Origin of the sequence: Pseudomonas sp. PB103, from assembly GCF_009764635.1 — a bacterium.
Classification (GTDB): domain Bacteria; phylum Pseudomonadota; class Gammaproteobacteria; order Pseudomonadales; family Pseudomonadaceae; genus Aquipseudomonas.
In genome coordinates this window covers 15,212-37,842 of record NZ_RWIL01000175.1, presented here as the reverse complement: position 1 = coordinate 37,842, position 22,631 = coordinate 15,212, and the positions used below count along the sequence as shown (strand labels likewise).

Below are 22,631 nucleotides of genomic sequence, written 5' to 3'. Positions count from 1 at the left end.
CTCCTACAGGGTTTGGTGTAGGAGCTGCCGCAGGCTGCGATCTTTTGATCTGGCTGTTAGCCCTCGGTCTTCTTCTCGGCGGTATCCAACTCTTTCAAGCGCTGATCAATCAGCTGGCACTTGTCCGGCAAATCCTTGCTGGCCGTGCCCAGGTCCATCTTCTGCAACTCGGCGTTGATCTCTTTGGCCTTGGCCGGATTCTGTTCGGTGAGCTTGGCGACTTCCTTGGCCAGTTGTTCACGTTTGGCAGTCGCCTCTTCCGGCGTACAGGCCCAGACGGGCAGGGCGCAAGCGAGGGTGGCGGCAAGGGTGAGCTTGATCAGGGTTTTCATCGGGGCAGGCCTCAGTTCCGGTTAAGGCGGGTTAACCGGTTGAGGCCAGGAGAGGGTGAAAAGTTCATTGCTCATCACTCGGAGTGACAGCAACTCGACCTGGAATCGCCTTCATAACGATCATGATGCCGCACCCACTCCATGATCTCGTCCTCATTGCGGCCCTTGGGCGTCAGGTCGAGGTAGTTGTAGGCGCCGACCAGCATGTCCAGGCCACGGGCATAGGTTGAATAGGTGTGGAAGATGTCGCCCTTTGAGTCGCGATAAAACACGCTCAGCCCCGGCATTTCCTCCTCGGCGCTGTCAGTCTTTTCGTAGTTGTACGTAGCCTTTCCAGCGGCGACATCTTCAGCACGGGCGCACACGCCGAAGTCATAGTTGAAGTCGCAGCCGTCTGACGATACCCAGTCAAACTTCCAGCCCATCCGCCGTTTGAAGTCCTGAAACTCATTGAATGGCGCGTGAGAAACAGCCACCACGGCAATGTCGTGATGGGCCAGATGCTGGTTGGCGCCGTCGATGTGATCGCTGAGGAAGGAGCAGCCCTGGCAGCCTTCCTCCCAATCCTTGGCGAACATGAAGTGGTAAACGATCAACTGGCTGTGTTGGCCAAACAGGTCGGCCAGTTTCAGTTCGCCGCTCGGGCCTTGAAAGTGGTAGTCCTTGTCGACCTTCACCCACGGCAAGGCACGACGTTTGGCGCTCAGGCGGTCGCGCTCTTTGGTGAAGGCCTTTTCGTCGGCCAGGTGTTGCTGGCGGGCGGCGAGCCATTCTTCGCGCGACACCACTGGATGATTCTCAACGTTCATGATGATTTCTCCTGCGGGGTTGAAACCGTCTGTTTCAGACTAGTCGTTTAACCCTGCGTGAAATCGACAGACCGCCGGTCGGTCGCCGTAGAACATGCGGCTGAACGGCTGCGAGCTACTCCGGTCACAACCTATGAACGCGCCACTAATCACGCGCACCGGAGGTTGTATCAGGATGACGACTTATAACTGGGATTTGATTGAACGTTTACTGCACGAAGTGCAGAACAGTGCGGGCCACAGCTTTGCTCCACGGGCTTATGCCGAGGACTATGCTGCGGAGAAAGCCAGCGCCGGCGAGCCGATCGAGAACCTTGATCACTTGAAAACACTGGCCTGCGATTATGAACGGTTGTTGCTCCTGCGCGGCTATATCGCACCGCGCCCGGACGAAGAGGGCAGCACCGGAAACAACTTTGTGCTGACGCCACGCGGTTCCAGCCTGCTGAGCCTGATCGACAGCAGCATTCCCGGTAATGACCATCCGCGTCAGGTGCTGGATGATCAGGAAGATGCACTGGCCGAGGCGACGTTTGATCAAGTGGCTTCCAAAGCCCAGATCGCCTGATCCTGCAGGACTCTGTAGGAGCAAAGCTTGCTCGCGAAAGGGCCATCAGATTCAATATTTTCATTGAATGACATGCTGCTTTCGCGAGCAAGCTTTGCTCCTACAGATAGGTGGTTTATTGGGATTTTGTGGCCTTCAGGCACTTGAGGTCATTGAAATCTTTGCGCACCCCCTCGATCTTCTTCAACAACCGCTGGCGCTGTTGCGGCGTGCTTTCGGCCATCAGGTCAACCGCCAGCGAGCGTCCCTGCGCCTCGGTATCGGCGAAGGCCTTGCGGTAATCCGCTGTCCATAAACTCTCGCGATTGACCAGAAGTGTCTCGATTCTCTGTGGGAATTCGGGACTTTTACGCTGTGCGACGGCTGCACTGAATTGCTTCTGCCAATGCGCCCTGTTGGCGATCCATTGGGTGTATTGATCGCCCAGAGCGGTCGACCACGCCATTACCCGCTGTTCCTGCGTAGCGCTCAACGGCCCCAGCCAGTCGTTCAGGCGTTTGACCATGCGTGCGCCACGCTCGGCAATCTGTTGATCAAGCGGCGGTTTGAGGTATTCCTGCTGACGCTTGCGCAGGTCTTTGGCAAACGCGTCATTCATCTCCGCCACCTGCTTGTCGTCCAGGCCTTGCAACAACTCGATCGCCGACGGCGTGATTGCCTTCGCCGTTTCGGCAATCGCCTGCTTGGCTTCGGCAGTGCGCGCCTGCAACGCGGCGTCAGTGATCTGGTTGCTCTCGACCATGCTCTGTAAACGATCCAGCCAGTCCAGATAACCTGGCAGTTGCGTGGTGCAATGCCAGTTCAGGTGCTCCTTGAGTCGCTCATTAAACCAGTCCTTTTGCTCGCCGTTCATGTCCAGATAGTCGCTGAGCGTCCACGGAATGATCACGTCGAGGTTGCGATAGGCCAGGCCGACGCGACTGCAGGCGCCGAGGGCGAGGGTGAAGATCAACAATGCGGCGATGTGCTTGAACCAGCGAGACATGGGCGAATCCTTGCGATGGCCAGCCTGGGGAATCTGATTCTTATGTGAACGCAGAATGAACCCGGCAGTTCAGCCGATCAATAGAACGCGCGTTCGGCCTTGAGGGTGACGAGACTGTCGCACTGGCTGTTGTGCCCGGAATAGGCCGAGCAATCGCTGCCGCTGAGGCTGGAATTGCTGTAGATCAGGTCAAGGTCGACACCCATGAACGGCCGGGACAATTTCACCGACCAATCAGTGAAACTGCTGACGTACCCACCGTCCACGGCCACTGGCGTGTTCAATTGGTGAGTGGTGTATTTCATGCTGACACCGATGCCGAACGGCTGATTGCCGCCAAGGTCGGCAAACAGGGTGTTGTTCTGTTTATCCGGGTCGTTGCTCAGGGCCACGCCGAAACGGCTGCCGAGCAGGGTCAGACCGCCGAACAGCTCCTGGCTGTCGAGGGTTTCCACGCTGGGATAGCTGTAGTGGATCATCCCGACTTCATAGCCGAGGGACTGATCAAAAGGCTGCTTAAAGCCGACGTAGGAGTCTATTTCCAGATTCTTGCCCGGCGTGATGCCCATGCTCGGTGCGTACTGGCCGACATAGAGGCCGCTGTCGTGACTCAGATCGAGGCCACCATGAAATGAACCGGCTGCCGAAGGTTTGACCAGGCCCTGGGCCATGCTGCGCGTGGGTGTGGTGCCGAGCTTGAGGTCGAAGTCGCCGAGTTCACGCTGGAAAACCTGGGCGTGCGCGCTCGTGCCAGCCAGCAGGCTCACAAGCAATAAACAGGATGTTTTGCGCATGCGTCACTCCATGAACAGCGAGCGCAGGACGGCGGGCCTGCTGAAACGCTTGATCTAGACGCGTGCAAGGATACCGGCGAATGCTCGGCATTGATGGCCGTTCGTCGATTTCTGCAATTTTGCTATTGGGTTGGTTTAAAACGGAGGGGGTGTTGCGCGGTGCCAGTCCAGACGCTTCGAAGCTCAAAGCGCCTCTGGACGGGTGTAAAACCGGGTATTACTTTTTGCCCAGGCTGATCTGCTTGGACGGGCCGAACGTCTGGCCACTGACGCCTTTGGCAATTTGCTGGATCTCGCCGCCGGACTTGAGGAACGCTGCGATCTGATCGTTGATCGATTCGCTGGTTTCAACGGCTGGAGCTGGCTTTGCTTTGCTGGTGGATGCTTTTACACGCATGGCGGCCATTAACCTGTAGAAAAGTAACTCGGCCAGGCATCGTACAGGAATAACTTGACAATTGCTTGGTAAATATCTCCCGGAATAACCAACCTGTGCGCTGCATTATTCTCGATTCAATAGTCGAAATATCAGTCTAACCTGCTGTTTTAAATAAGAACATTTAATAGGAAATGCACCGGGGCGATTTGCCGCGAGGTGCTGCTCCGGACTGACGAGCGGCGCCCCGAGCAGGCGCGACCGCGGCAAATCAGAGCGCTGCGCGGGATTTTCTGTCATCCACGGATCTGCCGGCCAACGTTCACGGCAAAAACGGGTAGAATGCCGCCCACGCAATGAGGGTTCTGGAAATGGCTTTAGTCGGGCGTTACAACAGTTTGCAAGTGGTTAAACACACTAACTTCGGTTTATATCTGGACGGCGGTGCCGACGGCGAAATTCTTTTGCCCAACCGTTATATCCCTAAAGATATTCCCAGCGAAGATGAAGACTGGCTCAACGTATTTGTATATCTGGACAGCGAAGACAAACTCCTCGCTACCACGGAAAAACCAAAAGTTCAGGTCGGCGAATTCGCCAGCCTGAAAGTTGTTGAAGTCAACAGCATCGGCGTGTTCCTCGATTGGGGCCTGCCGAAAGATCTGTTGTTGCCGTATTCCGAAGAGAAACGGCAGATGACCGCCGGTGAATACTGCGTGGTGCACGTCTACCTCGACAAACACACCCGCCGCATCACCGCCACGGCACGTCTGGATCGCTATCTCGACAAGACCCCGGCCAACTACAGCCAGGGCCAGGAAGTTGATCTGCTGGTTGCCGAAGCTACCGACATGGGCTTCAAGGCGATCATCAACAACAAGCACTGGGGTTTGATCCACAAGAACGAAATCTTCAAGTTCATGCGCGCCGGCATGAGCGAGAAGGGCTACATCAAGGAAGTGCGTGCCGACGGCAAGATTGCCCTGAGCCTGCAACCGGTTGGCCAGGAAGCGGCCAGCAGCCTGAACTCGAAGATCCTCGCCAAGTTGCGCGACAACAGTGGCACGCTGCCGGTCAGCGACAAGAGCGATCCGGCCTTGATCAGCAGCCTGTTCGGCGTCAGCAAAGGCAACTTCAAGAAGGCCATCGGCTCGCTGTACAAAGAAGGCAAGATCGTCATCCATGCCGATCGCATTGAACTAACCTGAGCCACCACTGGCCCCATGTAGGAGCTGCCGCAGGCTGCGATCTTTTGATCTTGTCTTTTAAAAACAAAGTCAAAAGATCGCAGCCTTCGGCAGCTCCTACATTGAGGGCGGTGTGATGAAAAGAACGCTGATGGCTTACGTTGCCACGCTGGTGACGTTTCTGCTGCTGGATGGCATCTGGCTCGGCCTGTTGATGGCGCCGACCTATCGCGAACTGCTCGGTTCGCTGATGCTCGAAAAACCGCTGCTGGTTCCGGCAGCGGTTTTTTATTGCCTGTATGTTTTTGGTTGTCTGGTGTTTGTGGTGTTGCCGGCAGTGAGCTGGCAGCGGGCGGCGAAGATGGGCGCCTTGTTGGGGCTGGTGGCGTATGGCACGTATGACCTGACCAATTGGGCGACGCTGCGCGGGTGGTCGGTGCAGGTGTCGTTGATGGATTGGGCGTGGGGGACGTTTGCCACTGCTGTGGCTTGTACCGTCGGGTTTTTGTTGGCTAAACGACTGCATTCAGATCCATGAGCAGGGTTGATTGAACTGACGCCATCGCTGGCTTGCCAGCGAATGGCGGCGCAGCCGACAGCCATTCGGCGCTGACGCCACTGACGAACTAAATGTCTTTTCCAGACGCCTTTTTCCGTCTGACTGATTGATAATCCCCGGCACTGTTTTTTGACCATTGGATGGCCTGCCATGTTGTGTGTGTTCGAGGTGTTGCGGTGATTGTCGAGCGGCGTAATGCCGATCGTTTTGCCCTGCAAGTGATGGTCGGTTTGTGCCTGATCTGGGGCGTGCAGCAGGTGATGATCAAGTGGGCCGCGCCGGACATCGCACCGGTGATGCAAGCGGCGGCGCGCTCGGGAATCTCTGCGTTGCTGGTGGGGTTGCTGATCTGCTGGAAGGGCGGCTGGGACCAGGTCGGCGTTACCTGGCGTGGCGGTCTGCTGGCCGGTGCGTTGTTCGGCCTGGAGTTCTTCTTCATTGCTGAAGGCCTGCAACTGACCACCGCCGCGCACATGTCGGTGTTTCTCTACACCGCGCCGATTTTCACCGCGCTGGGCGTGCATTTCCTGTTGGCCAGCGAGCGCTTGCGGCCGTTGCAATGGTTGGGAATTCTGCTCGCGTTTATCGGCATTGCGATTGCTTTCGCTGGCGGGGTGTCTTGGGACAACCTTGATCGGCGCATGCTGCTGGGCGATGCCTTTGGTGTATTGGCGGGTGCCTGCTGGGGCGCGACCACCGTGGTGGTGCGCGCCTCGCGATTGTCGGAAGCGCCGGTGACGTTGACCCTGTTTTATCAGTTGATCGTCGGCTTCCTCGGCCTGCTGTTGATCGCGCTGTTCAGCGGTCAGATCACCCACGTCAGCCTGACCACCGTGGCGGTGGCCAGCGTGCTGTTCCAGGGATTGGTCGTGTCGTTCTTCAGTTACCTGGTCTGGTTCTGGTTGCTGCGTCGTTATCTGGCGGCCAATCTGGCGGTGTTCTCGTTCATGACGCCGCTGTTCGGCGTGACGTTCGGCGTCTTGCTGCTAGGCGAACAACTGAGCCTGAACTTTGTCATCGGCGCCGTGCTGGTGTTGCTCGGCATCACCTTTGTCAGCGCCGAGCAGTGGCTGCGTCGACGTTTGCGCAAAGCGCTCGGCCAGCGCTAACCGATTGCAGGGCCAACCCGCCGGCAATCAGCAAACCGCTGCCGGCGATCACCAAGGCCGGTTGCAGGCCGCCGCTGAAATGGCTGCTCAGCGCGGCCAATAACGGGCCGCTGAGCTGGCCGACGGCAAAACACGCGGTCAGCAGGCCGGCATTGCGCTGCGTGGCATGGGGCGCGATTTCCCGCGAACGCTGCATGACCAATTGCATGCACGCGAGGAACGGCGTGCCACACAGAATCACCCCTAGCGCCAAACCGAGTCCGCTGCTTAGTAGGCAGGCGAACACCCCGGCCGCTTGTAGCCACAGCGTTGCCATCAACCAATGCCGGGTTGTAGCGGGCTCGTGACGGCGCAGGCTCACCAGAAACACACCGATCGCAGCCCCCAAACCAAAGCACGGCCAGAACAGATCGGCCTGCCACTGCCCGTGAAACTGCGCGTTAGCCATCTGCGACAGAAACGTCGCCGGGATGATGTAGCCCACGCCGTACAGTGCATAGATCACAGCCAGACGACCGATACCGCGATTCGACGCATTGACCTGAGCCGGGGTTATCGACGCAGCGGCGGCGGGTTGCGGCAAAACGCGCCAAACCCCGAGCATCATCACCAGCGCCGCCGCTGCGTAAACCAGCCAAAGCGTTGCCGACGTCTGATGCAGCAGATTTGAGACCAACGCCAATATCCCCGTCAGAAAAATCCCCAAACCCGGCCCGGCAAAAACCAGCGCGCCCAAACGTGGACGACCCGCGGCCGCCGCCAGCGGCTGACTCAACGAGGTGATCATCACCAGCACCCATGCACTCGCCACCCCGGTGCCAAAACGCAGCACCAGGTGCGACCAGAAGCCGTCAGCCCAGAACGATGCGAGCGTCAGCAACACGCACAACCACAGGCCGCCGTGCAGGCGTCGCTGCACCTGCTGCGGGCGATGGGCAAACATTGCATCGACCGCACCGAGCAGGTAACCGAGATAGTTGGCCGCCGCAATCAGACCGGCGGCGGTCAGGTCAAACTGACCTTCGCTGAGCAGGTGGGGCATTTGCGGAGTGAGGGCGAAACGCCCGATGCCCATGGCCATCATCAAGGCCACGAAGCAGGCGGATAAGCGAATAAGGGGGGACATGGTCCGAATTCCGTAAGGGCTGCAATGACCGTCAGGCTAGGACTGATTGACTTTCTTTAAAATTGAATAATAGTGAGTAACTTGTTCTGTTATGGAGAAAGCTTGTGGAATTCAGCCAACTGCGGATTTTTCAGGCGGTGGCCGAGGAAGGCTCGATCACCCGCGCCGCCGAACGCCTGCACCGGGTGCCGTCGAATCTGTCGACGCGGCTCAAACAGCTGGAAGAGCAACTCGGCGTCGAGCTGTTCGTTCGTGAGCGTCAGCGCTTGCAACTGTCGCCCGCGGGCAAGGTTCTGCTGGACTACACCGGCAAGTTGTTTGCCTTGCGTGACCAGGCCAGTGCGGCAGTGATGGGCGGGCAGCCGGCGGGGGATTTTGTTCTCGGCACTATGTACAGCACGGCGGCGATTCATCTGCCGGCGTTGTTGGCGCGTTATCACAAGCAATACCCAGCGGTGAACCTGCAAGTGCAGTCGGCGCCGAGTGGCGAGTTGCTTGAAGGTTTGCTCACTGGCCGACTCGATGCGGCGCTGGTCGATGGCCCGCTGGAGCTGGCCGGACTCGACGGCGTGCCGTTGTGCGAAGAGCGATTGGTGCTGATTACCGAAACCGACCATCCGCCTGTTCACAGTGCCAAAGATGTCGAAGGACGATCAGTGTTTACCTTTCGCCGCGGTTGTTCTTATCGGATGCGCCTGGAAGCCTGGTTTTCGCATTACCACGCGACGATGGGGCGAGCGATCGAGATCGAGTCTTATCAAGGCATGCTCGCCTGTGTGATTGCTGGCAGCGGCGTGGCATTGATGTCTGAGTCGATGCTGGCCAGTCTGCCGGGTCGTGAAAGCGTCGCCGCGCACTTTTTGGCCGAGCCATTCGTGGGTGCGACAACGTGGCTCATGTGGCGCAAAGGCATGGTAGGCGCCAACCTCAATGCTTGGGTCGAGGTGCAGCAGGCTGTCTATCCTGCGGCTCAGATCGACACCCGCGAAACCGCCTGAACCAATGTCGGCGAATTCTGTTCAATTCAGTAACAGATCATTGCGGATTTGGCCGAGCATTGCGTAGGACTTCGGACTATTATCAGTGCGAAGCGGCCTCAGAATTCCGGCCGCTCAGCACCACCCTGAAGGGGGCATGACGATGAAAGAGAAAATTCAGAACTGGCTACACGACTTGGGTGTTGCCCTCGGCTTGATCGAACCGCCTCTGCAACCTGTACCGATCCGCACGGACGACGAACAGCGTCGGCGCCAGCCTCGTCGGCGGTAGTGCATTAATAAAAGATCAAAAGATCGCAGCCTGCGGCAGCTCCTGCACGGATCAATGTAGGAGCTGCCGCAGGCTGCGATCTTTTGCTTTCAGTGCCGGCCAATCTCAAGCAAAAACCGGCTCAAGTCATTCGCGGTCCTCGCGGTCTTGAGCATGCGGTCTTCCTCGGCGGTGAACGCCGTCAGTCCGAATTCATCTTCCAGATGAAAGATCAAATCCTCAATGTCGGCTTTCTCCAGGCCCAATTGCACCAGGCTGGTGTGGTCATTGAATTCGCGGTTTTCCAGCAGACGCCGAATAAACCGGTGCACGGCGGCACGCACGGCAGCTCTTCTCATGGCAGATCTTTCTAATAGTTATTCTGCTTGATTGAAGCAGGCCTCACGCGTGCCCGCGCAACCATTCGTCAATCATCGAACGCAAACGCTCCCCGGCAAAACTGCCGAAGTGCCCGCCATGCACGGTGCGGATCGGCAACGCCCGCAAACGTCGCAGACTGGCGGCGTAATCCTGCAAATTGGAATGGTAGGCGTCTTCGATCAGCGGCCCGTCGTAAATGATGTCGCCACTGAACAGCGTTTCAGTCGCGGCCTCATACAAGCTGATCCCGCCCGGCGAATGCCCCGGTGTGTGCAGCACCTGCAGCGAGCGATTGCCCAGATCGAGCACATCGCCGTCCTCGACAAACCCGGTGGCCGGCGCGGCTTTGACCCGGTATTCGGCGTAACACAACGGGCAATCCGGGTGCGCTTCGAACATGTCGTCGCCGACAAAGGCTCGGCTCAGATCATTCTCGCCATCCGGCGCGGCGAGGATGTCGGCTTCGGCGCGATGCACCAGCCGTTCAGCAAATTCATGATGCCCGGCGATATGGTCGAAATGGCAATGACTGGCCACCGCCACCAGTGGCCGCTCGGTAATCCACGGCAACTGCTCGCGCAGGCTGACCAGCCCTGAGCCGCTATCGAGCAACAGGTCTTTGTCGCGGCCCTGCACATGCCACAGGTTGCAGCGATAGAACGGCCGAATATACGGCTCATGGATCAGCCGAATGCCATCGCTCAAGTGCTGCACTTCAAACCACTGATCGCGCGAAACGATCTTCATATTCACTTTTCTCCAGACGAAAAAAACGGGTGTGGCAACCGACGCCACACCCGTCGAAGAAAGCATCAAGTCGTTACATCAAAGCTTAGATCGCGCTCGCCACGGTTGCCGGGCGAGGGGAGACCAGGCTGACCACCACGAAACTCACCAGACCCACAGCCAGGCTGTAGTAGATCGGCGTGTTCGCGTCCAGACCGTCCTTGAACATGAACAGCAGCGCGGTGGCGAAACCCAGGCCCATGCTGGCGATGGCGCCGGCGGTGGTCGCGCGTTTCCAGAAGATCGCACCGATCAGCGGGATCAGCATGCCGCCTACCAACAGGTTATAGGCGAGGGTCAGCGCGCTGATGACATCGTTCACTACCAACGCGATGCCCAGCACGACCATACCGGTCAGCAGGGTGAACAGGCGGTTGATGGCCAGGCTCGACTGTTTGCCGCCGCGCAGTTTCGGCAGCAGGTCTTCGGTGATGGTGGTGGCAGCGGCGAGCAGGCCGGCGCTGGCGGTGGACATCATCGCAGCGAGTGCCGCAGCGATCACCAGACCCCGGATGCCGTCCGGCAGCGACAGTTTGACGATGGCGGCGAAGGCGTTGTTGACGTTGTCCAGATCCGGGATCAGCACGTGAGCGGCCATGCCGATCAGCGCGCAGGCGAGGCCGTAGACGATGCAGTAGATGCCCGCGATGCTGCCGGCGTATTGCGCGACTTTCGCGGTCTTGACGGTGAATACCCGTTGCCAGATGTCCTGACCGATCAGGATGCCGAAGAAGTAGATCATGAAGTAGGTGATGATCGTGTCCCAGCCGATGGTGGTGAAGCTGAAGGCAGTGGCCGGCAGTTTCAGCACCAGCTCGTCCCAGCCGCCAACGCGGTACAGGCAGATCGGCAACAGGATGAACATCAGGCCCACGGTCTTGATGATGAACTGGACGATGTCGGTGAGGGTCAGCGACCACATGCCGCCGATCGCCGAGTAGATCACCACGACGCCACCACCGACGAGTACCGACACCCAGAATGGCAGGTCAAACAGCACTTGCAGGACGGTGCCGATGGCGAGGATCGAGGTTACGCCGATCATCAGCGCGTAGGCCAGCATGATTGCCGCACTCGCCGAGCGGGCCATCGGGTTGTAGCGTTTTTCGAGGACCTGGGTAACGGTGTAGATCTTCAGTTTCAGCAGCGGTTTGGCGAGGAACAGGTTCAGCGCGACGATGCCGCAACCGAGTGCCGCGCACAGCCAGAAACCGGAAATGCCGTGCACGTAGCCCAGACGCACGGTGCCGACGGTCGACGCACCACCGAGTACGGTCGCGGCCATGGTGCCCATGTACAGGCTTGGGCCGAGGTTACGCCCGGCGACGAGAAAGTCCTCGTTGGTCTTGGCTTTGCGCATGCCGAAGTAGCCGAGCAAGAGCATGCCGGCGGCGTAGATGAGGACGACGAATAAATCCAAAGCCATGATGGCGTGTCTCCGATTGTCTTTTTTATGTGGAACGCTGAATCGAATGTCTCTCTGTGGCGAGGGAGCTTGCTCCCGCTGGGCTGCGAAGCGGCCCCAAATCCTGCAACCGAGTTTCTTCAGTGAAACTCAGCCGATGCTTTGCGACTGCTGCGCAGTCGAGCGGGAGCAAGCTCCCTCGCCACAAAAACTCCAATCCTTCAAATTTCTGTGCAGATCAGGCGGCTTGGCGCAGTTGAGGTTTTTCTATGACTTGGCTGCGCTCATCCTTCGGGCCGAACACTTCGCGCGGTTCCGGGAACAGGCTCAGCAGCGTCAGGTACACCACCGAGGCCAGGCCGAGGGTCACCGGCAAACTGATGTCGATGCCGCCGGCCATTTCACCCAGCGGGCCAACGAACTGCCCCGGCAAATTGACGAAGCACAAGCCAACCGCCGCGCTCGGGATCCATGCACCCAGGCCACGCCAGTTCCAGCCGTGGCTGAACCAGTAACGTCCGCCCTGTTCGCCGCGCGTGAACACTTGCAGGTCATCCGGGCAATAGAAGCCGCGACGCACCAACAGGCCGATGATCATGATCACCATCCATGGCGTGGTGCAAGTGATGATCAGCACGGCGAAGGTCGACACGCTTTGCACCAGGTTCGCCGCAAAGCGCCCGATGAAGATGAAGGCAATCGACAGCACGCCGATCAGCAGCGTCGCTTTCACTCGCGAGAGAACACGCGGGAACACGCTGGACATGTCCAGCCCGGTGCCATACAGCGAGGTGGTGCCGGTGGACATGCCGCCGATCACCGCAATCAGGCACACCGGCAGGAAGAACCAGCTCGGCGACACCGCCAGCAAACCGCCGACATAGTTGTTCGCCGCGATGTAGTCCGGCGCCTTGATCGCGACGATGGTCGCGGTGGTCAGGCCGAACAGGAACGGGATGAACGTGGCGATCTGCGACAGCACCACCGCCGCCATGATGCGTTGCTTGGAGGTGTCACGGGGGATGTAGCGCGACCAGTCGCCGAGGAACGCGCCGAAGGAAATCGGGTTGCTCATCGCCACCAGCGCAGCGCCGATGAACGCGGCCCAGAAGCCCGGCTGACCGAGGCTGACGGTGCCGGCGTAATGCGCGTCGAAAGGACCGGCGAAAGCGAAGATGCCCAGCAGGAATAACAGGCTGGCGCTCCACACCGCGATCTTGTTCACCCACAGCAAAAAGCGGAAGCCGTAGATGCACACGGTCAGCACCAGAATCGCGAACAGACCGTAGGCCAGGCCCAAAGTCAGGTCGGTTTCCGGCAAACCAATCAGGCGTTTCGCACCACCGATCAGCGCATCCCCCGAACTCCACACCGAGAGCGAGAAAAACGCGATAGCGGTCAACAGCGACAGGAACGAACCGACGATGCGCCCGTGCACGCCGAAATGCGCACCCGACGACACGGCGTTGTTAGTGCCATTGAGCGGGCCGAACAGGCCCATCGGTGCGAGGATCAGCGAGCCGAGCAGCACGCCCAGCACAATCGCCCAGACGCCGGCCTGAAACGACAGACCGAACAGCACCGGGAAACTGCCGAGCACCGCGGTGGCAAAGGTATTCGAACCACCGAAGATCATCCGGAACAAGTCCGTCGGGCCTGCGCTGCGTTCGTGGTCCGGGATCTGTTCGACCCCGTGGGTTTCAATCTGCGTAAGGCTTTGGTCGTTGTTGTTGTTATTCATGATCTGCTCCGATCATAAAGGCGCGCTCATCGTGCGTGAGCGTCACCTGTCTTGGCTAAGGGGATGGCAGCCCTTCCGGCATTGCGGACAAATGTTCGTGGCAGGCCAGCCAATGGCCTTGTTGTTCTAGGCTCGACGTTTGTTTCTTGAAAACAATCGTCTCGCGCTCCTGGCTGAAGTGTTGCTCCCCTTGCATGCGCAGCTCGGTGGCCACGTCATGGATGAAAATCGCCACGTCACCTTGCAGGCTGACGAAGGCGTTGCTCGAGGTGCACGCAAGCACCTCGAAGCCATCCTCGGCGCGCCAGCTGTCCCACAAGGCCTGATAGGCATCGCGCGACAGCAGCGGCTGTTCGAGGGTGTAGAAGACGAAACTTGCATCGGCGCTGAACGCGCCGAAATAAGCTTCGCGATCGTTACGGGCAAACGCGGACACCAGTTCGGCGGCCGCTTGCAAAACCTGATCACGTTCGTTCATGACCCGACCCTCAGCGGTGAACCACGCCAGGCAGTACGCAGAGCATTTCGTACAGCAGGTTGGCGGCCAGCAGCGAGGTGTTGCCGGTGGTGTCGTAAGCGGGCGAGACTTCTACCAGATCGCAACCGATCAGGTCGAGGCCTTGGCAGCCGCGGACGATTTCAATTGCCTGAATGGTCGTCAGACCACCGATTTCCGGGGTGCCGGTGCCAGGTGCCCAGGCCGGGTCGATGCCGTCGATGTCGAAGCTCAGATACACCGGACCACCGCCGACTTTCTCGCGAACTTCGGCCATCAACGGTGCCAGCGACTTGTGCCAGCACTCTTCAGCCTGAACCACGCGGAAGCCCTGATCGCGGCTCCAGTTGAAGTCGTCAGCGGTGTAACCCTGGGCGCGCAGACCGATCTGGACGACACGGTCGCAATCGAGCAGACCTTCTTCGACGGCGCGACGGAAGGTGGTGCCGTGGGCGATTTTCTCGCCGAACATGTGATCGTTGACGTCCGCGTGGGCATCGATGTGCACCAGACCGACCTTGCCATGCTTCTTATGAATCGCGCGCAGGATCGGCAGGGTGATGGTGTGGTCACCACCCAGGGTCATCGGGATCACGTTGTGCTCGAGGATGTTGTCGTAGGCTTCTTCGATGATGCGCACGGCGTCGAGCAGGTTGAAGGTGTTGATCGCCACGTCACCGATGTCGGCCACGGCCAGCGAGTCGAACGGGGCAGCGCCGGTGGCCATGTTGTAAGGGCGGATCATCACCGATTCGGCGCGGATGTCGCGTGGCCCGAAGCGGGTGCCGGGGCGCAGCGAAGTACCGATGTCCAGTGGCACGCCTACGAAGGCAGCGTCCAGGCCGGCAGCGGTCGGTACATGGGGGAGTCGGAGCATGGTGGCGATGCCGCCGAAGCGCGGCATTTCGTTGCCGCCCAGTGGTTGGTGAAGAATCTTGTCCACGGGTAAGGCCTCATCGTCTTTGTTTTATTTATATCGGCGCGCCGTTCAGTAAAGGTTCGGACGCCGCTGTGGGGCCGATGATGCGAAATGTAGTGCGGCGAAAGAATCGCTACGGGCAAAAACTTAGTTCAGATTTTTCTAAACTAATGCCGAGGCCCGGGATAGACTCGTTGCCATCGATGAACCCACTGTAGGAGCTGCCGAAGGCTGCGATCTTTTGATCTTTTTCAAGATCAGGATCAAAAGATCGCAGCCTTCGGCAGCTCCTACATTGGATGATGTGTGGACTTCTTATGGCCAACGCTTTACCCGACCTGAAACTTTTGCGCATCTTCGTCAGCGTCGTGCGTCATCAGGGTTTTGCCAACGCGCAGCAGGAACTCAACCTGTCGACCTCGGCGATCAGCACTTACATGAGCCAGCTCGAAGCCGCGCTCGGCCTGGTGCTGTGCCATCGCGGGCGCGGCGGGTTCAGCCTGACCAGCAAGGGCGAACTGTTCCATCAGGAAACCCTGCGCCTGCTCGCCGAACTCGAAGGCTTCGAGCAATACGCCGCTGCGCTCAAGGGCGAATTGCGCGGCACACTCAACCTCGGCGTGATCGACTCCACGGTCAGCGACAAGGCCTTGCCGTTCGCCGAAGCCATCGGCGGTTACAGCCAGGAACACCCGGCGGTGCATTTGCACTTATCGGTGATGAGCCCGTACGAACTGCAACTCGGCGTGCAGGACAACCGCCTCGACCTGGCCATCGGTGCGTTCTCCACGCGCATGAGCGGCCTGGTCTACATGCCGCTGTACCGCGAACAACACTGGTTGTATTGCAGCAGCCGCCATCCGTTGTTCAACGAGCGGCGCATCCCCGAGCAAGTCATCACCCAGCAACGCATGGTCGGACGTGGTTACTGGAGCCAGGCGGAACTGGCCCGGCACGGTTTCAAACACAGCGCCGCGACCGTAGAAAGTATGGAGGCGCAGCTGATTCTGGTGCTGTCCGGCGCCTACATCGGTTACTTGCCGGAGCACTATGCTCAGGCCTGGGCCGACAAGGGTGATTTGCGGGTGTTGCTGCCGGCGACCTTCGGTTATCAGGCGCCGTTCTCGATGATCATGCGCAGGGGCCGCAGCCGTGAGCCGCTGATCCAGACCTTCCGCGATTTGCTCAAAGCCCAGCTCAATCAGGCTTAGCTTGTAGGAACAAGAAGTATGTCCAGACCTCAATGCCCGCGCTGCCTGCGCCCCCAAACCCATTGTCTGTGTCCGCTGATCCCCAGTCTCGACAGCCGCACGCGGGTGTTGCTGTTGCAGCATCCGAGCGAGGTCAATCATGCGTTGAATACCGCGCGGCTGGCGGCGTTGGGGTTGAGCAATGCCGAGTTGGTCGTTGGCGAGGTGTTCGAGGATTTGCCGGCGTTGCTGAATCAACCGGGATATCGGGCGCGGCTGTTATTTCCGGCGGAGGATGCGCAGCCGATGCAGGCTTACGTCGAATCCGATGAGCCGCTGTTGCTGGTAGTCCCGGACGGCACCTGGCGCAAGGCGCGCAAGATGCTCCACCTCAATCCGCTGCTGGCGGCGTTGCCACGGGTGACGCTGGTCGAGGGCGGCGTGTCGCGCTATCGCTTGCGCAAGGCACCGGGGCCGGGGGCGTTGTCGACGATTGAAGCGATTGTGCTGGCGTTGCAGACGCTGGAGGCGCCGACATCATTCGAGCCGTTGCTCAAGCCGTTCGAGGCGTTGATCGAGGGGCAGATTGCGGCGATGGGGGAGGAGACCTTTCAGCGTAATCATGCTGAAAAATAGTCGCTGTTATTGCTGGCCCCATCGCTGGCAAGCCAGCTCCCACAGGTTCTGAGGTGTTCATAGGTTTTGTGGCCGACACGGACACTGTGGGAGCTGGCTTGCCAGCGATGACGCCAGTCAATTCACCACAAAATCCGGATATCTCTAGCGTTCGCGCATCGCCTCGGTCCGCGCTTTCAGCACCGGTTTGAGCAGGTAATCCAGCACGCTCTTCTCGCCGGTAATAATGTCCACCGTTGCCACCATCCCCGGAATGATCAGCAACGGTTTTACATCCCCGCCCAAATGATTTTTATCGGTGCGCACCTGAATCAGGTAAAAACTGTTGCCCTTGTCATCAGTGATCGTGTCGGCCCCGATCAGCTCAAGCTTGGCGCTCAGCCCGCCATAAATCGTGTAGTCATAAGCGCTGAACTTGACCATGGCTTTCTGCCCCGGATGCAGGAACGCGACATCCTGCGGGCGCACCTTGGCCTCGATCAGCAAGTTGTCTTCCAGCGGTACGATTTCGACCATGTCACTGCCCGGCTGGACCACGCCGCCGATAGTGTTGACCTTCAATTGCTTGATCACCCCATGCACCGGTGAGGTCACGGTAGTGCGGGTGACGCGGTCGTCAATGGCGATGCTGGTGGCGGTGATTTTCGACAGGTCGGTGCGTTTCTCATTCAGTTCTTTCGCCGCTTCCGAGCGGAAGGTTTGCTCCGACTCGTCGATCTTGCTACGGATCTCGGCAATCGCCGATTCGGCGCGGGGAATCGCCAGCGTTGTCGCGTTCAATGAGCCTCGGATTTCTACCGCACTGCGCTTGAGCCGGAGGATTTCAACCGGTGACACTGCACCGGTTTTTACCAGCGGTTCGGACATGTTCATTTCCTGCTGCAGCAACGCCAGGCTGGAGCTGAACTGACCTTGCTTGGAGCGAAACTCCGCGAGTTCCTGGGTCTTCTGCCGCAGTTGTTCGCTGAGGGTGCGTTGCTCGCTGGCCAAGCGGCGCTGGCGTTGTTCGTACAGCGAGCGCTCGTCTTCGGCGACTTGCGGCGCCTTGGCGATCACTTCATCGGAGAGCTTGAACGGCCGACCCTCGGCCTCCGCTGACAGCCGTTCGACCTGTGCCGTCAACGCATAACGATCGGCTTCGCTTTCGCCCTTGTTCGAGCGAAAGCGCGTGTCATCCAGGCGCAGCAGCGTGTCGCCCTTGTTCACCATTTGCCCTTCACGCACGAAGATTTCGGTGACGATCCCGCCCTCAAGGTTCTGGATAACCTGAATCTTGCTCGACGGAATCGCCTTGCCTTCGCCCATGGTCACTTCTTCGAGCACGGCGAACTTGGCCCAGACCAGCGCGCTGATCAGCAACCCTGCCGCCAGCCACACGGTGATCCGCGACCAGCGCGGCGAATCCTGCAACGAGGCGCCGGCGGTTTCCGGCATGAACTCGGCTTCGGCACTTTTGCCGAAACTGTCGAAGTAGCCACGTGATTTGCTATCTGAAGATGCCGACATGGGGCGATACCCCTCAGTTAAGAAACATCAAACTGGATGATCCATCAGTGGCCGGAGAACTTCCCCTTGGCCACAGAACCTCCCTGTGCCCAGAGAGCTTCCGGTGTTCAGAGAACTTCTCTGCTGACCACAGAAAATTCCTGTGGCCAAAAAGCGTTCCTGTGTTCAGAGAACTTCTCTGGTGACCACAGAAAATTCCTGAGGCCAAAAAGCTTTCCTGTGTTCAGAGAACTTCTCTGGTGACCACAGAAAATTCCTGAGGCCAAAAAGCTTTCCTGTGGTGAGGGGATTTATCCCCGATGGGTTGCGCAGCAGCCCCAAAAAACTCATGGGCGCTGCGCACCCAATCGGGGATAAATCCCCTCGCCACAGGTTTTGTGCAAACCACAGGTTTTGTGTAAGGCACAGGTTTTGTGCAAACCATAGGTTTTGTGTAAGGCACAGGTTTTGTGCAAACCATAGGTTTTGTGTAGGCACAGGTTTTTGTGCAGGGCACTTTTTTGTGAAAGCCATAAATTGTGGGTCAGCATCTACACCGCCGCCGAGCCGACGCGGCCCTTGCGCAGTGCATCGATGACCGCTTCTTTTGGGCCGTCGGCGACAACCCGGCCGTTGTCCAGTACCAGCAGCCGGTCCACCAGGCTGAGCATCGAGGTACGGTGGGTGACCAGCAGCAGGGTTTTGCCCTGGACCCATTCGTGCAGCTTCTGCCGCAGTTGGTCTTCGCTGCTGTTGTCCATGGCGCTGGTGGGTTCGTCGAGCAGCATGATCGGCGGATCGAGCAACAAGGATCGTGCGAGCAACACCGCCTGACGCTGGCCGCCGGAGAGCAATTGCCCGCGCTCGCCAACCGGCCGGTCGAAGCCTTGTGGATGCTGGCGGGCAAGCTCGGTGACGCCGGTCAGCTCAGCCACTTCAAGCATCCGTGAATCGCTGATATACCGCGCGCCGAGGGTGAGGTTGTCACGCAGGCTGCCGGCCAGCAGCGGCAGGTCATGGGCGACGTAACCGATCTGCTGGCGCAGGTCGGCGACGTCCAGTTGGCGCAGGTCGAGGCCGTCGAGCAGCAACTGGCCTTCTTCCGGTTCATAAAAGCCCATTACCAACCGCGCCAGGGTACTTTTGCCCGAGCCGCTACGGCCGATGATGCCGACCCGTTCACCGGGTTTCAGGCTGAAACTGACATTGCTCAGCGCCGGCGCATTCTGCCCGTTGTAATGGAACGTCACGCCACTGACGTCCAGCGCGCCTTGCAGTTGCGTGCGTTCCAGCGGCCGCTGTTTGCCGTCGCGCTCCTGCGGCAACGACATCAGCGCGTCGGTGCTTTTCATGGTCAGTTGTGCTTGCTGATAACGGGTGATCAGCCCGGCGATCTGCCCCAGCGGCGCAAGCACGCGGCTGCCGAGCATGTAACTGGCGACCAGCGCACCGACGCTGAGGTTACCAGCGATGATGCTGTAGACCCCGGCAACAATCGTCGCCATCCCCGAGAATTGCTGAATGAACAGCGTGCCGTTGGTAGCCAGCGCCGAAAGATTGCGCGCATGGCTGTCGAGTCGGGTGAGAGCGCCGTGGGTGCTTTCCCATTTGTGCTGGCGCTCGCTTTCGGCGCTGCAGGCCTTGAGGGTTTCCAGGCCACCGAGGGTTTCGATCAACACCGCCTGACGTTCGGCACCGAGGCTCAGGCTTTTCTGCACGGTGTCGCGCAGGCGCACCTGGATCGCCAGGGCGAAGATGATGGTGATCGGAAACGCCAGCAGCGGAATCACCACCAGCCAGCCTCCAAGCAATCCGATCACCACCAGCATCAGCACCACGAAAGGCAGGTCGATCAGGCTGGTCAAGGTGACGGCGGTGAGAAATTCGCGCAGTCCCTGGAAGTCATGAATGCTCTGGGCGAAACCGCCGATGGTCGCCGGCCGTGCCTTCATCGACATGCCGGTGATGCGCTCGAACAGCGTCGCGGAAAGGATCACATCGGTTTTCTTGCCGGCGGTGTCCAGCAAGTGCGCGCGCACCACCCGCAGCACCAGTTCGAAACCGGTGCCGATCAGCAGCCCGATCGACAGCACCCACAGGGTCGACGTCGCCTGGTTCGGCACCACGCGGTCATACGTCTGCATGACGAACAGCGGCACCATCAGGCCTAGCAGGTTGATCAGGAAACTGGCGAGAATGGCATCGCTGTACAGCCATTTCGACAGCTTCAATGTGTCGCGAAACCACGCGTGCACACGCGGCACCAGCGGTGAACGGAGGTCTTCGAGTTCATGGCGTGGACGGGCAAACAGGGCCTGGCCACTGTAGTGCTCAGTGAGTTCTTCACGGCTGACCCATTGCTCGCCGCCATCGGCTTCGCTGGGCAGGATCAGCGCTTTGCCGTCGTCGCCGAAACGCCGCAACACGGCGGTGCGGCCGTCGTTGAGCAACAACAGGATCGGCAGATTGAGCGGTGAAATATCTTTCAGATCACGGCGCAGAATGCGCGCCTGCAACCCGGCCCGGGCGGCGGCGCGCGGCAGCAGGTCCAGGCTCAGGCGTTGTTTGTTCAGCGGTAGCCCGGCACTCAGGCTGGCACGGCTGACCGTCGCGCCATGCAGTTTGCAGAGGATCAACAGACCGTCGAGTAACGGATCATCGAAGCTCAGCCGCGGATCGATCCCGGTGTGGCCGGGTTCCATGCTGGTCATATTGATCGCTCCCGTGAAACGGTGGCACTGGCTACACAAAACTGAACGGAACGCTTGATCGTCTATCACCCCAATCACGTGTAGGAGCTGCCGCAGGCTGCGATCTTTTGATCTTGATCGTAAACAACAACGTCAAAAGATCGCAGCCTGCGGCAGCTCCTACAGGGAGTTGGTTATTTCAGCTCGGGCAGGCGGGCTTCGTTTTTGACTTCGCTGGACGCGATCGCATCGGCCGGCAGTACCACCCGTTGTTTGCTCAGCAACTGGCCCATGTTCGCCAGCACGCGGTACATCGAATATTCCTCGGTGTAGCGGATTTCGGTGTAGCGACGATTGGCGTTGTACAGCTCGTTTTCACTGTCGAGCAAGTCGAGCAGGGTGCGTTGGCCAAGGCCGAACTGATCCTGATAGGCGGCGCGTACACGCTTGGTGGTTTCGGCGTATTCGCGGGCGGTCGGGGTCTGTTTCTTCGCGTTGACCATGGCGTTCCAGGCTAGACGAATGTTCTCGTTGAGCTGACGCAGGGCGTTGTTGCGGATGTCCATCGCCTGATTGATCTGGTGCGCATCGGAGGCCAGGCGCGCCTTGTCGCTGCCGCCCCGGAACAGGTTGTAGTTCATCACCACACCCACGCGCCATTCGTTGTCGTGGCCTTCATCGCCTTGCACGTTATTGTTCGCACCGACCGCTGCTTCGGCATCGAAGCGCGGGTAGAACGGTGATTTGGCGACTTCGTACTGGCTCTCCGCCGATTGCACGTCAGCCTGGGCGGACTTCAGATACGGGTTGTTGTCGACCATGCTCTGTTGCGCTTCACGCAATTCGGTCGGCAGTTCGCCGCGGGTCGAGGCTGGCGTTTCCAGCTCATCGGGCATGCGCCCGACCACGCTGTAGAAGTTGGCTTCGGCGTCAGACAGGTCGACTTCGGCGGTGTCGAGGTTGTTCTGCGCCAGCGCTTTACGGGCGACCGATTGATCGGAGTCGGCGGTGCTGCCAACACCTCGCTCGGTGCGCAGGCCAATCTGATCGTTGACGCGCAAGTGCGCCTGCAGGTTGTTGCGGGCCAGGGTCACCAGTTCGCGACGTTTGAGCACTTCGAGGTAGACCTCGATGGTGCGCAGGGCCAGATCCTGGGCAGTGCCTTGCGCGTAGTACGCGCGTGAGTTCGACACGCCTTTGGTGCGCTCGACCTCGTTGGCGGTGTTGAAACCGTCGAACAGCATCTGCCGCAGGCGCAGCTCGGACTGGGTGTAATTGAGAATTCGCGTGTCGTGATTGCCGAAGGCGCGGGTGTTGGTGTTGTCGCTGTAGCCGCGACCATACGCGGCGTTCAAATCGACGGACGGATAGAAGCCGCCCTTGGCGACTTTGACTTGTTCATCTGCCGACAGGCGGGCGTCCACGCGCGAGGCCAGTTCCGGGTGGGTGGCGATGGTGCTTTGGATCGCCTCGGTGAGGTTCATCGCCTGGGCTTGAGAAGTGCAAGCCATGGCCAGCAAAACCGCGCTGCAGAGGGGGGTTAGAACGCGCATGGGTGCATCTCCCTGAGTCCTGATGGTGTGTTACTGTCGCCAAATATTTGACGATATTTTTAGGTCTAAGCGTTTCACTCTTGTAACAACAGAGCTAAGAACATCCTAGAGCGTAGCTAAGAAAAATTTTTCATAAGGCTTATGCCGAAAAAAACTTATGCGCTTTGTAAAATCCGGCACATTGTTCAGCACGAAAGCCTTTGTTTTATGCGCTTTAGGGAGCTCAAAAAGGCTTGAGGAAAGTTCCACTCACTTT

23 protein-coding genes are annotated in these 22,631 nt (G+C 59.1%); 8 read left to right on the top strand and 15 right to left on the bottom strand.

Going from position 1 to position 22,631, the window contains the following annotated elements:
- Positions 1-56 precede the first annotated feature (56 nt).
- Together EJA70_RS30340 and EJA70_RS30335 are read right to left on the bottom strand one after the other, a co-directional pair.
- Positions 57-332, bottom strand: a complete 276-nt coding sequence (locus tag EJA70_RS30340) for a hypothetical protein (protein ID WP_158836280.1) — start codon at positions 330-332, stop codon at positions 57-59.
- A gap of 74 nt (positions 333-406) precedes the next feature.
- The gene (locus tag EJA70_RS30335) at positions 407-1,141 is read right to left on the bottom strand and encodes a thioredoxin family protein (RefSeq protein ID WP_158836278.1); all 735 of its coding nucleotides are present in this window, start codon (positions 1,139-1,141) and stop codon (positions 407-409) included.
- A 175-nt stretch (positions 1,142-1,316) separates the two neighbouring features.
- Between EJA70_RS30335 and EJA70_RS30330 the strand changes: the two genes are divergently transcribed.
- The gene (locus EJA70_RS30330) at positions 1,317-1,709 is read left to right on the top strand and encodes a transcriptional regulator (protein ID WP_158836276.1); all 393 of its coding nucleotides are present in this window, start codon (positions 1,317-1,319) and stop codon (positions 1,707-1,709) included.
- A gap of 115 nt (positions 1,710-1,824) precedes the next feature.
- Here the strand turns inward: EJA70_RS30330 and EJA70_RS30325 are convergent, their stop codons facing one another.
- The 3 genes from EJA70_RS30325 to EJA70_RS30315 all read right to left on the bottom strand — a co-directional run bounded on the left by EJA70_RS30325 (position 1,825) and on the right by EJA70_RS30315 (position 3,894).
- On the bottom strand, positions 1,825-2,694 hold the full coding sequence (locus EJA70_RS30325) for a DUF6279 family lipoprotein (RefSeq protein WP_158836274.1): 870 nt from the start codon (positions 2,692-2,694) through the stop codon (positions 1,825-1,827).
- Positions 2,695-2,771: 77 nt separating this feature from the next.
- Positions 2,772-3,488, bottom strand: coding sequence for a TorF family putative porin (locus EJA70_RS30320; RefSeq protein ID WP_158836272.1), 717 nt, complete (start codon positions 3,486-3,488; stop codon positions 2,772-2,774).
- A gap of 217 nt (positions 3,489-3,705) precedes the next feature.
- Positions 3,706-3,894: a hypothetical protein gene (locus EJA70_RS30315; RefSeq protein ID WP_016985943.1), complete on the bottom strand. Its 189-nt coding sequence runs from the start codon at positions 3,892-3,894 to the stop codon at positions 3,706-3,708.
- 341 nt (positions 3,895-4,235) lie between these two features.
- Between EJA70_RS30315 and EJA70_RS30310 the strand changes: the two genes are divergently transcribed.
- The 3 genes from EJA70_RS30310 (at position 4,236) to EJA70_RS30300 (ending at position 6,719) form a co-directional block, all read left to right on the top strand.
- The gene (locus tag EJA70_RS30310) at positions 4,236-5,072 is read left to right on the top strand and encodes a S1 RNA-binding domain-containing protein (RefSeq protein ID WP_008086223.1); all 837 of its coding nucleotides are present in this window, start codon (positions 4,236-4,238) and stop codon (positions 5,070-5,072) included.
- Between the two features lie 115 nt (positions 5,073-5,187).
- Positions 5,188-5,589 carry a DUF2177 family protein gene (locus EJA70_RS30305; protein WP_158836270.1) on the top strand — a complete coding sequence of 134 codons (402 nt, stop codon included), beginning with the start codon at positions 5,188-5,190 and terminating at the stop codon, positions 5,587-5,589.
- 161 nt (positions 5,590-5,750) lie between these two features.
- Positions 5,751-6,719, top strand: coding sequence for a DMT family transporter (locus EJA70_RS30300; protein WP_371924633.1), 969 nt, complete (start codon positions 5,751-5,753; stop codon positions 6,717-6,719).
- Here the strand turns inward: EJA70_RS30300 and EJA70_RS30295 are convergent.
- Complete coding sequence (locus tag EJA70_RS30295) at positions 6,664-7,845, bottom strand: MFS transporter (protein WP_158836268.1); 1,182 nt, start codon at positions 7,843-7,845, stop codon at positions 6,664-6,666. The genes EJA70_RS30300 and EJA70_RS30295 overlap by 56 nt on opposite strands.
- 104 nt (positions 7,846-7,949) lie before the next feature.
- On the opposite strand from EJA70_RS30295, the gene EJA70_RS30290 reads away from it, so the two are divergent.
- A complete protein-coding gene (locus tag EJA70_RS30290) occupies positions 7,950-8,843 on the top strand; it encodes a LysR family transcriptional regulator (protein WP_158836266.1) in 894 nt (297 codons plus the stop codon).
- 142 nt (positions 8,844-8,985) lie between these two features.
- Positions 8,986-9,114 (top strand): PA1414 family protein, encoded by a 129-nt coding sequence (locus tag EJA70_RS31245; RefSeq protein ID WP_003184145.1) that lies wholly within the window; start codon positions 8,986-8,988, stop codon positions 9,112-9,114.
- An 89-nt stretch (positions 9,115-9,203) separates the two neighbouring features.
- Here the strand turns inward: EJA70_RS31245 and EJA70_RS30285 are convergent, their stop codons facing one another.
- From EJA70_RS30285 to speB, 6 genes are all read right to left on the bottom strand, one after another.
- The gene (locus EJA70_RS30285) at positions 9,204-9,452 is read right to left on the bottom strand and encodes an acyl carrier protein (RefSeq protein ID WP_158836264.1); all 249 of its coding nucleotides are present in this window, start codon (positions 9,450-9,452) and stop codon (positions 9,204-9,206) included.
- A 43-nt stretch (positions 9,453-9,495) separates the two neighbouring features.
- Positions 9,496-10,221, bottom strand: a complete 726-nt coding sequence (locus EJA70_RS30280) for an MBL fold metallo-hydrolase (RefSeq protein WP_158836262.1) — start codon at positions 10,219-10,221, stop codon at positions 9,496-9,498.
- A gap of 85 nt (positions 10,222-10,306) precedes the next feature.
- Positions 10,307-11,686 carry a sodium:solute symporter gene (locus tag EJA70_RS30275; protein ID WP_158836260.1) on the bottom strand — a complete coding sequence of 460 codons (1,380 nt, stop codon included), beginning with the start codon at positions 11,684-11,686 and terminating at the stop codon, positions 10,307-10,309.
- Positions 11,687-11,903: 217 nt separating this feature from the next.
- A complete protein-coding gene (locus tag EJA70_RS30270) occupies positions 11,904-13,406 on the bottom strand; it encodes a cytosine permease (protein ID WP_158836258.1) in 1,503 nt (500 codons plus the stop codon).
- Between the two features lie 55 nt (positions 13,407-13,461).
- Complete coding sequence (locus EJA70_RS30265) at positions 13,462-13,884, bottom strand: nuclear transport factor 2 family protein (RefSeq protein WP_008086242.1); 423 nt, start codon at positions 13,882-13,884, stop codon at positions 13,462-13,464.
- Positions 13,885-13,894: 10 nt separating this feature from the next.
- A complete protein-coding gene (speB, locus tag EJA70_RS30260; protein ID WP_158836256.1) occupies positions 13,895-14,845 on the bottom strand; it encodes an agmatinase in 951 nt (316 codons plus the stop codon).
- Between the two features lie 293 nt (positions 14,846-15,138).
- Between speB and EJA70_RS30255 the strand changes: the two genes are divergently transcribed.
- Positions 15,139-16,032: a LysR family transcriptional regulator gene (locus tag EJA70_RS30255; RefSeq protein WP_053118206.1), complete on the top strand. Its 894-nt coding sequence runs from the start codon at positions 15,139-15,141 to the stop codon at positions 16,030-16,032.
- Between the two features lie 18 nt (positions 16,033-16,050).
- Positions 16,051-16,647: a tRNA-uridine aminocarboxypropyltransferase gene (locus EJA70_RS30250; protein ID WP_158836254.1), complete on the top strand. Its 597-nt coding sequence runs from the start codon at positions 16,051-16,053 to the stop codon at positions 16,645-16,647.
- Between the two features lie 144 nt (positions 16,648-16,791).
- Here EJA70_RS30250 and EJA70_RS30245 read toward each other — a convergent pair whose 3' ends face one another.
- From EJA70_RS30245 to EJA70_RS30235, 3 genes are all read right to left on the bottom strand, one after another.
- Entirely contained in the window at positions 16,792-18,153 is a 1,362-nt protein-coding gene (locus EJA70_RS30245; protein WP_008086249.1) for an HlyD family type I secretion periplasmic adaptor subunit, read from the bottom strand.
- Between the two features lie 530 nt (positions 18,154-18,683).
- Entirely contained in the window at positions 18,684-20,843 is a 2,160-nt protein-coding gene (locus EJA70_RS30240) for a type I secretion system permease/ATPase (protein ID WP_158836252.1), read from the bottom strand.
- Between the two features lie 173 nt (positions 20,844-21,016).
- The gene (locus EJA70_RS30235; RefSeq protein ID WP_158836250.1) at positions 21,017-22,375 is read right to left on the bottom strand and encodes a TolC family outer membrane protein; all 1,359 of its coding nucleotides are present in this window, start codon (positions 22,373-22,375) and stop codon (positions 21,017-21,019) included.
- Between the last annotated feature and the right edge of the window lie 256 nt (positions 22,376-22,631).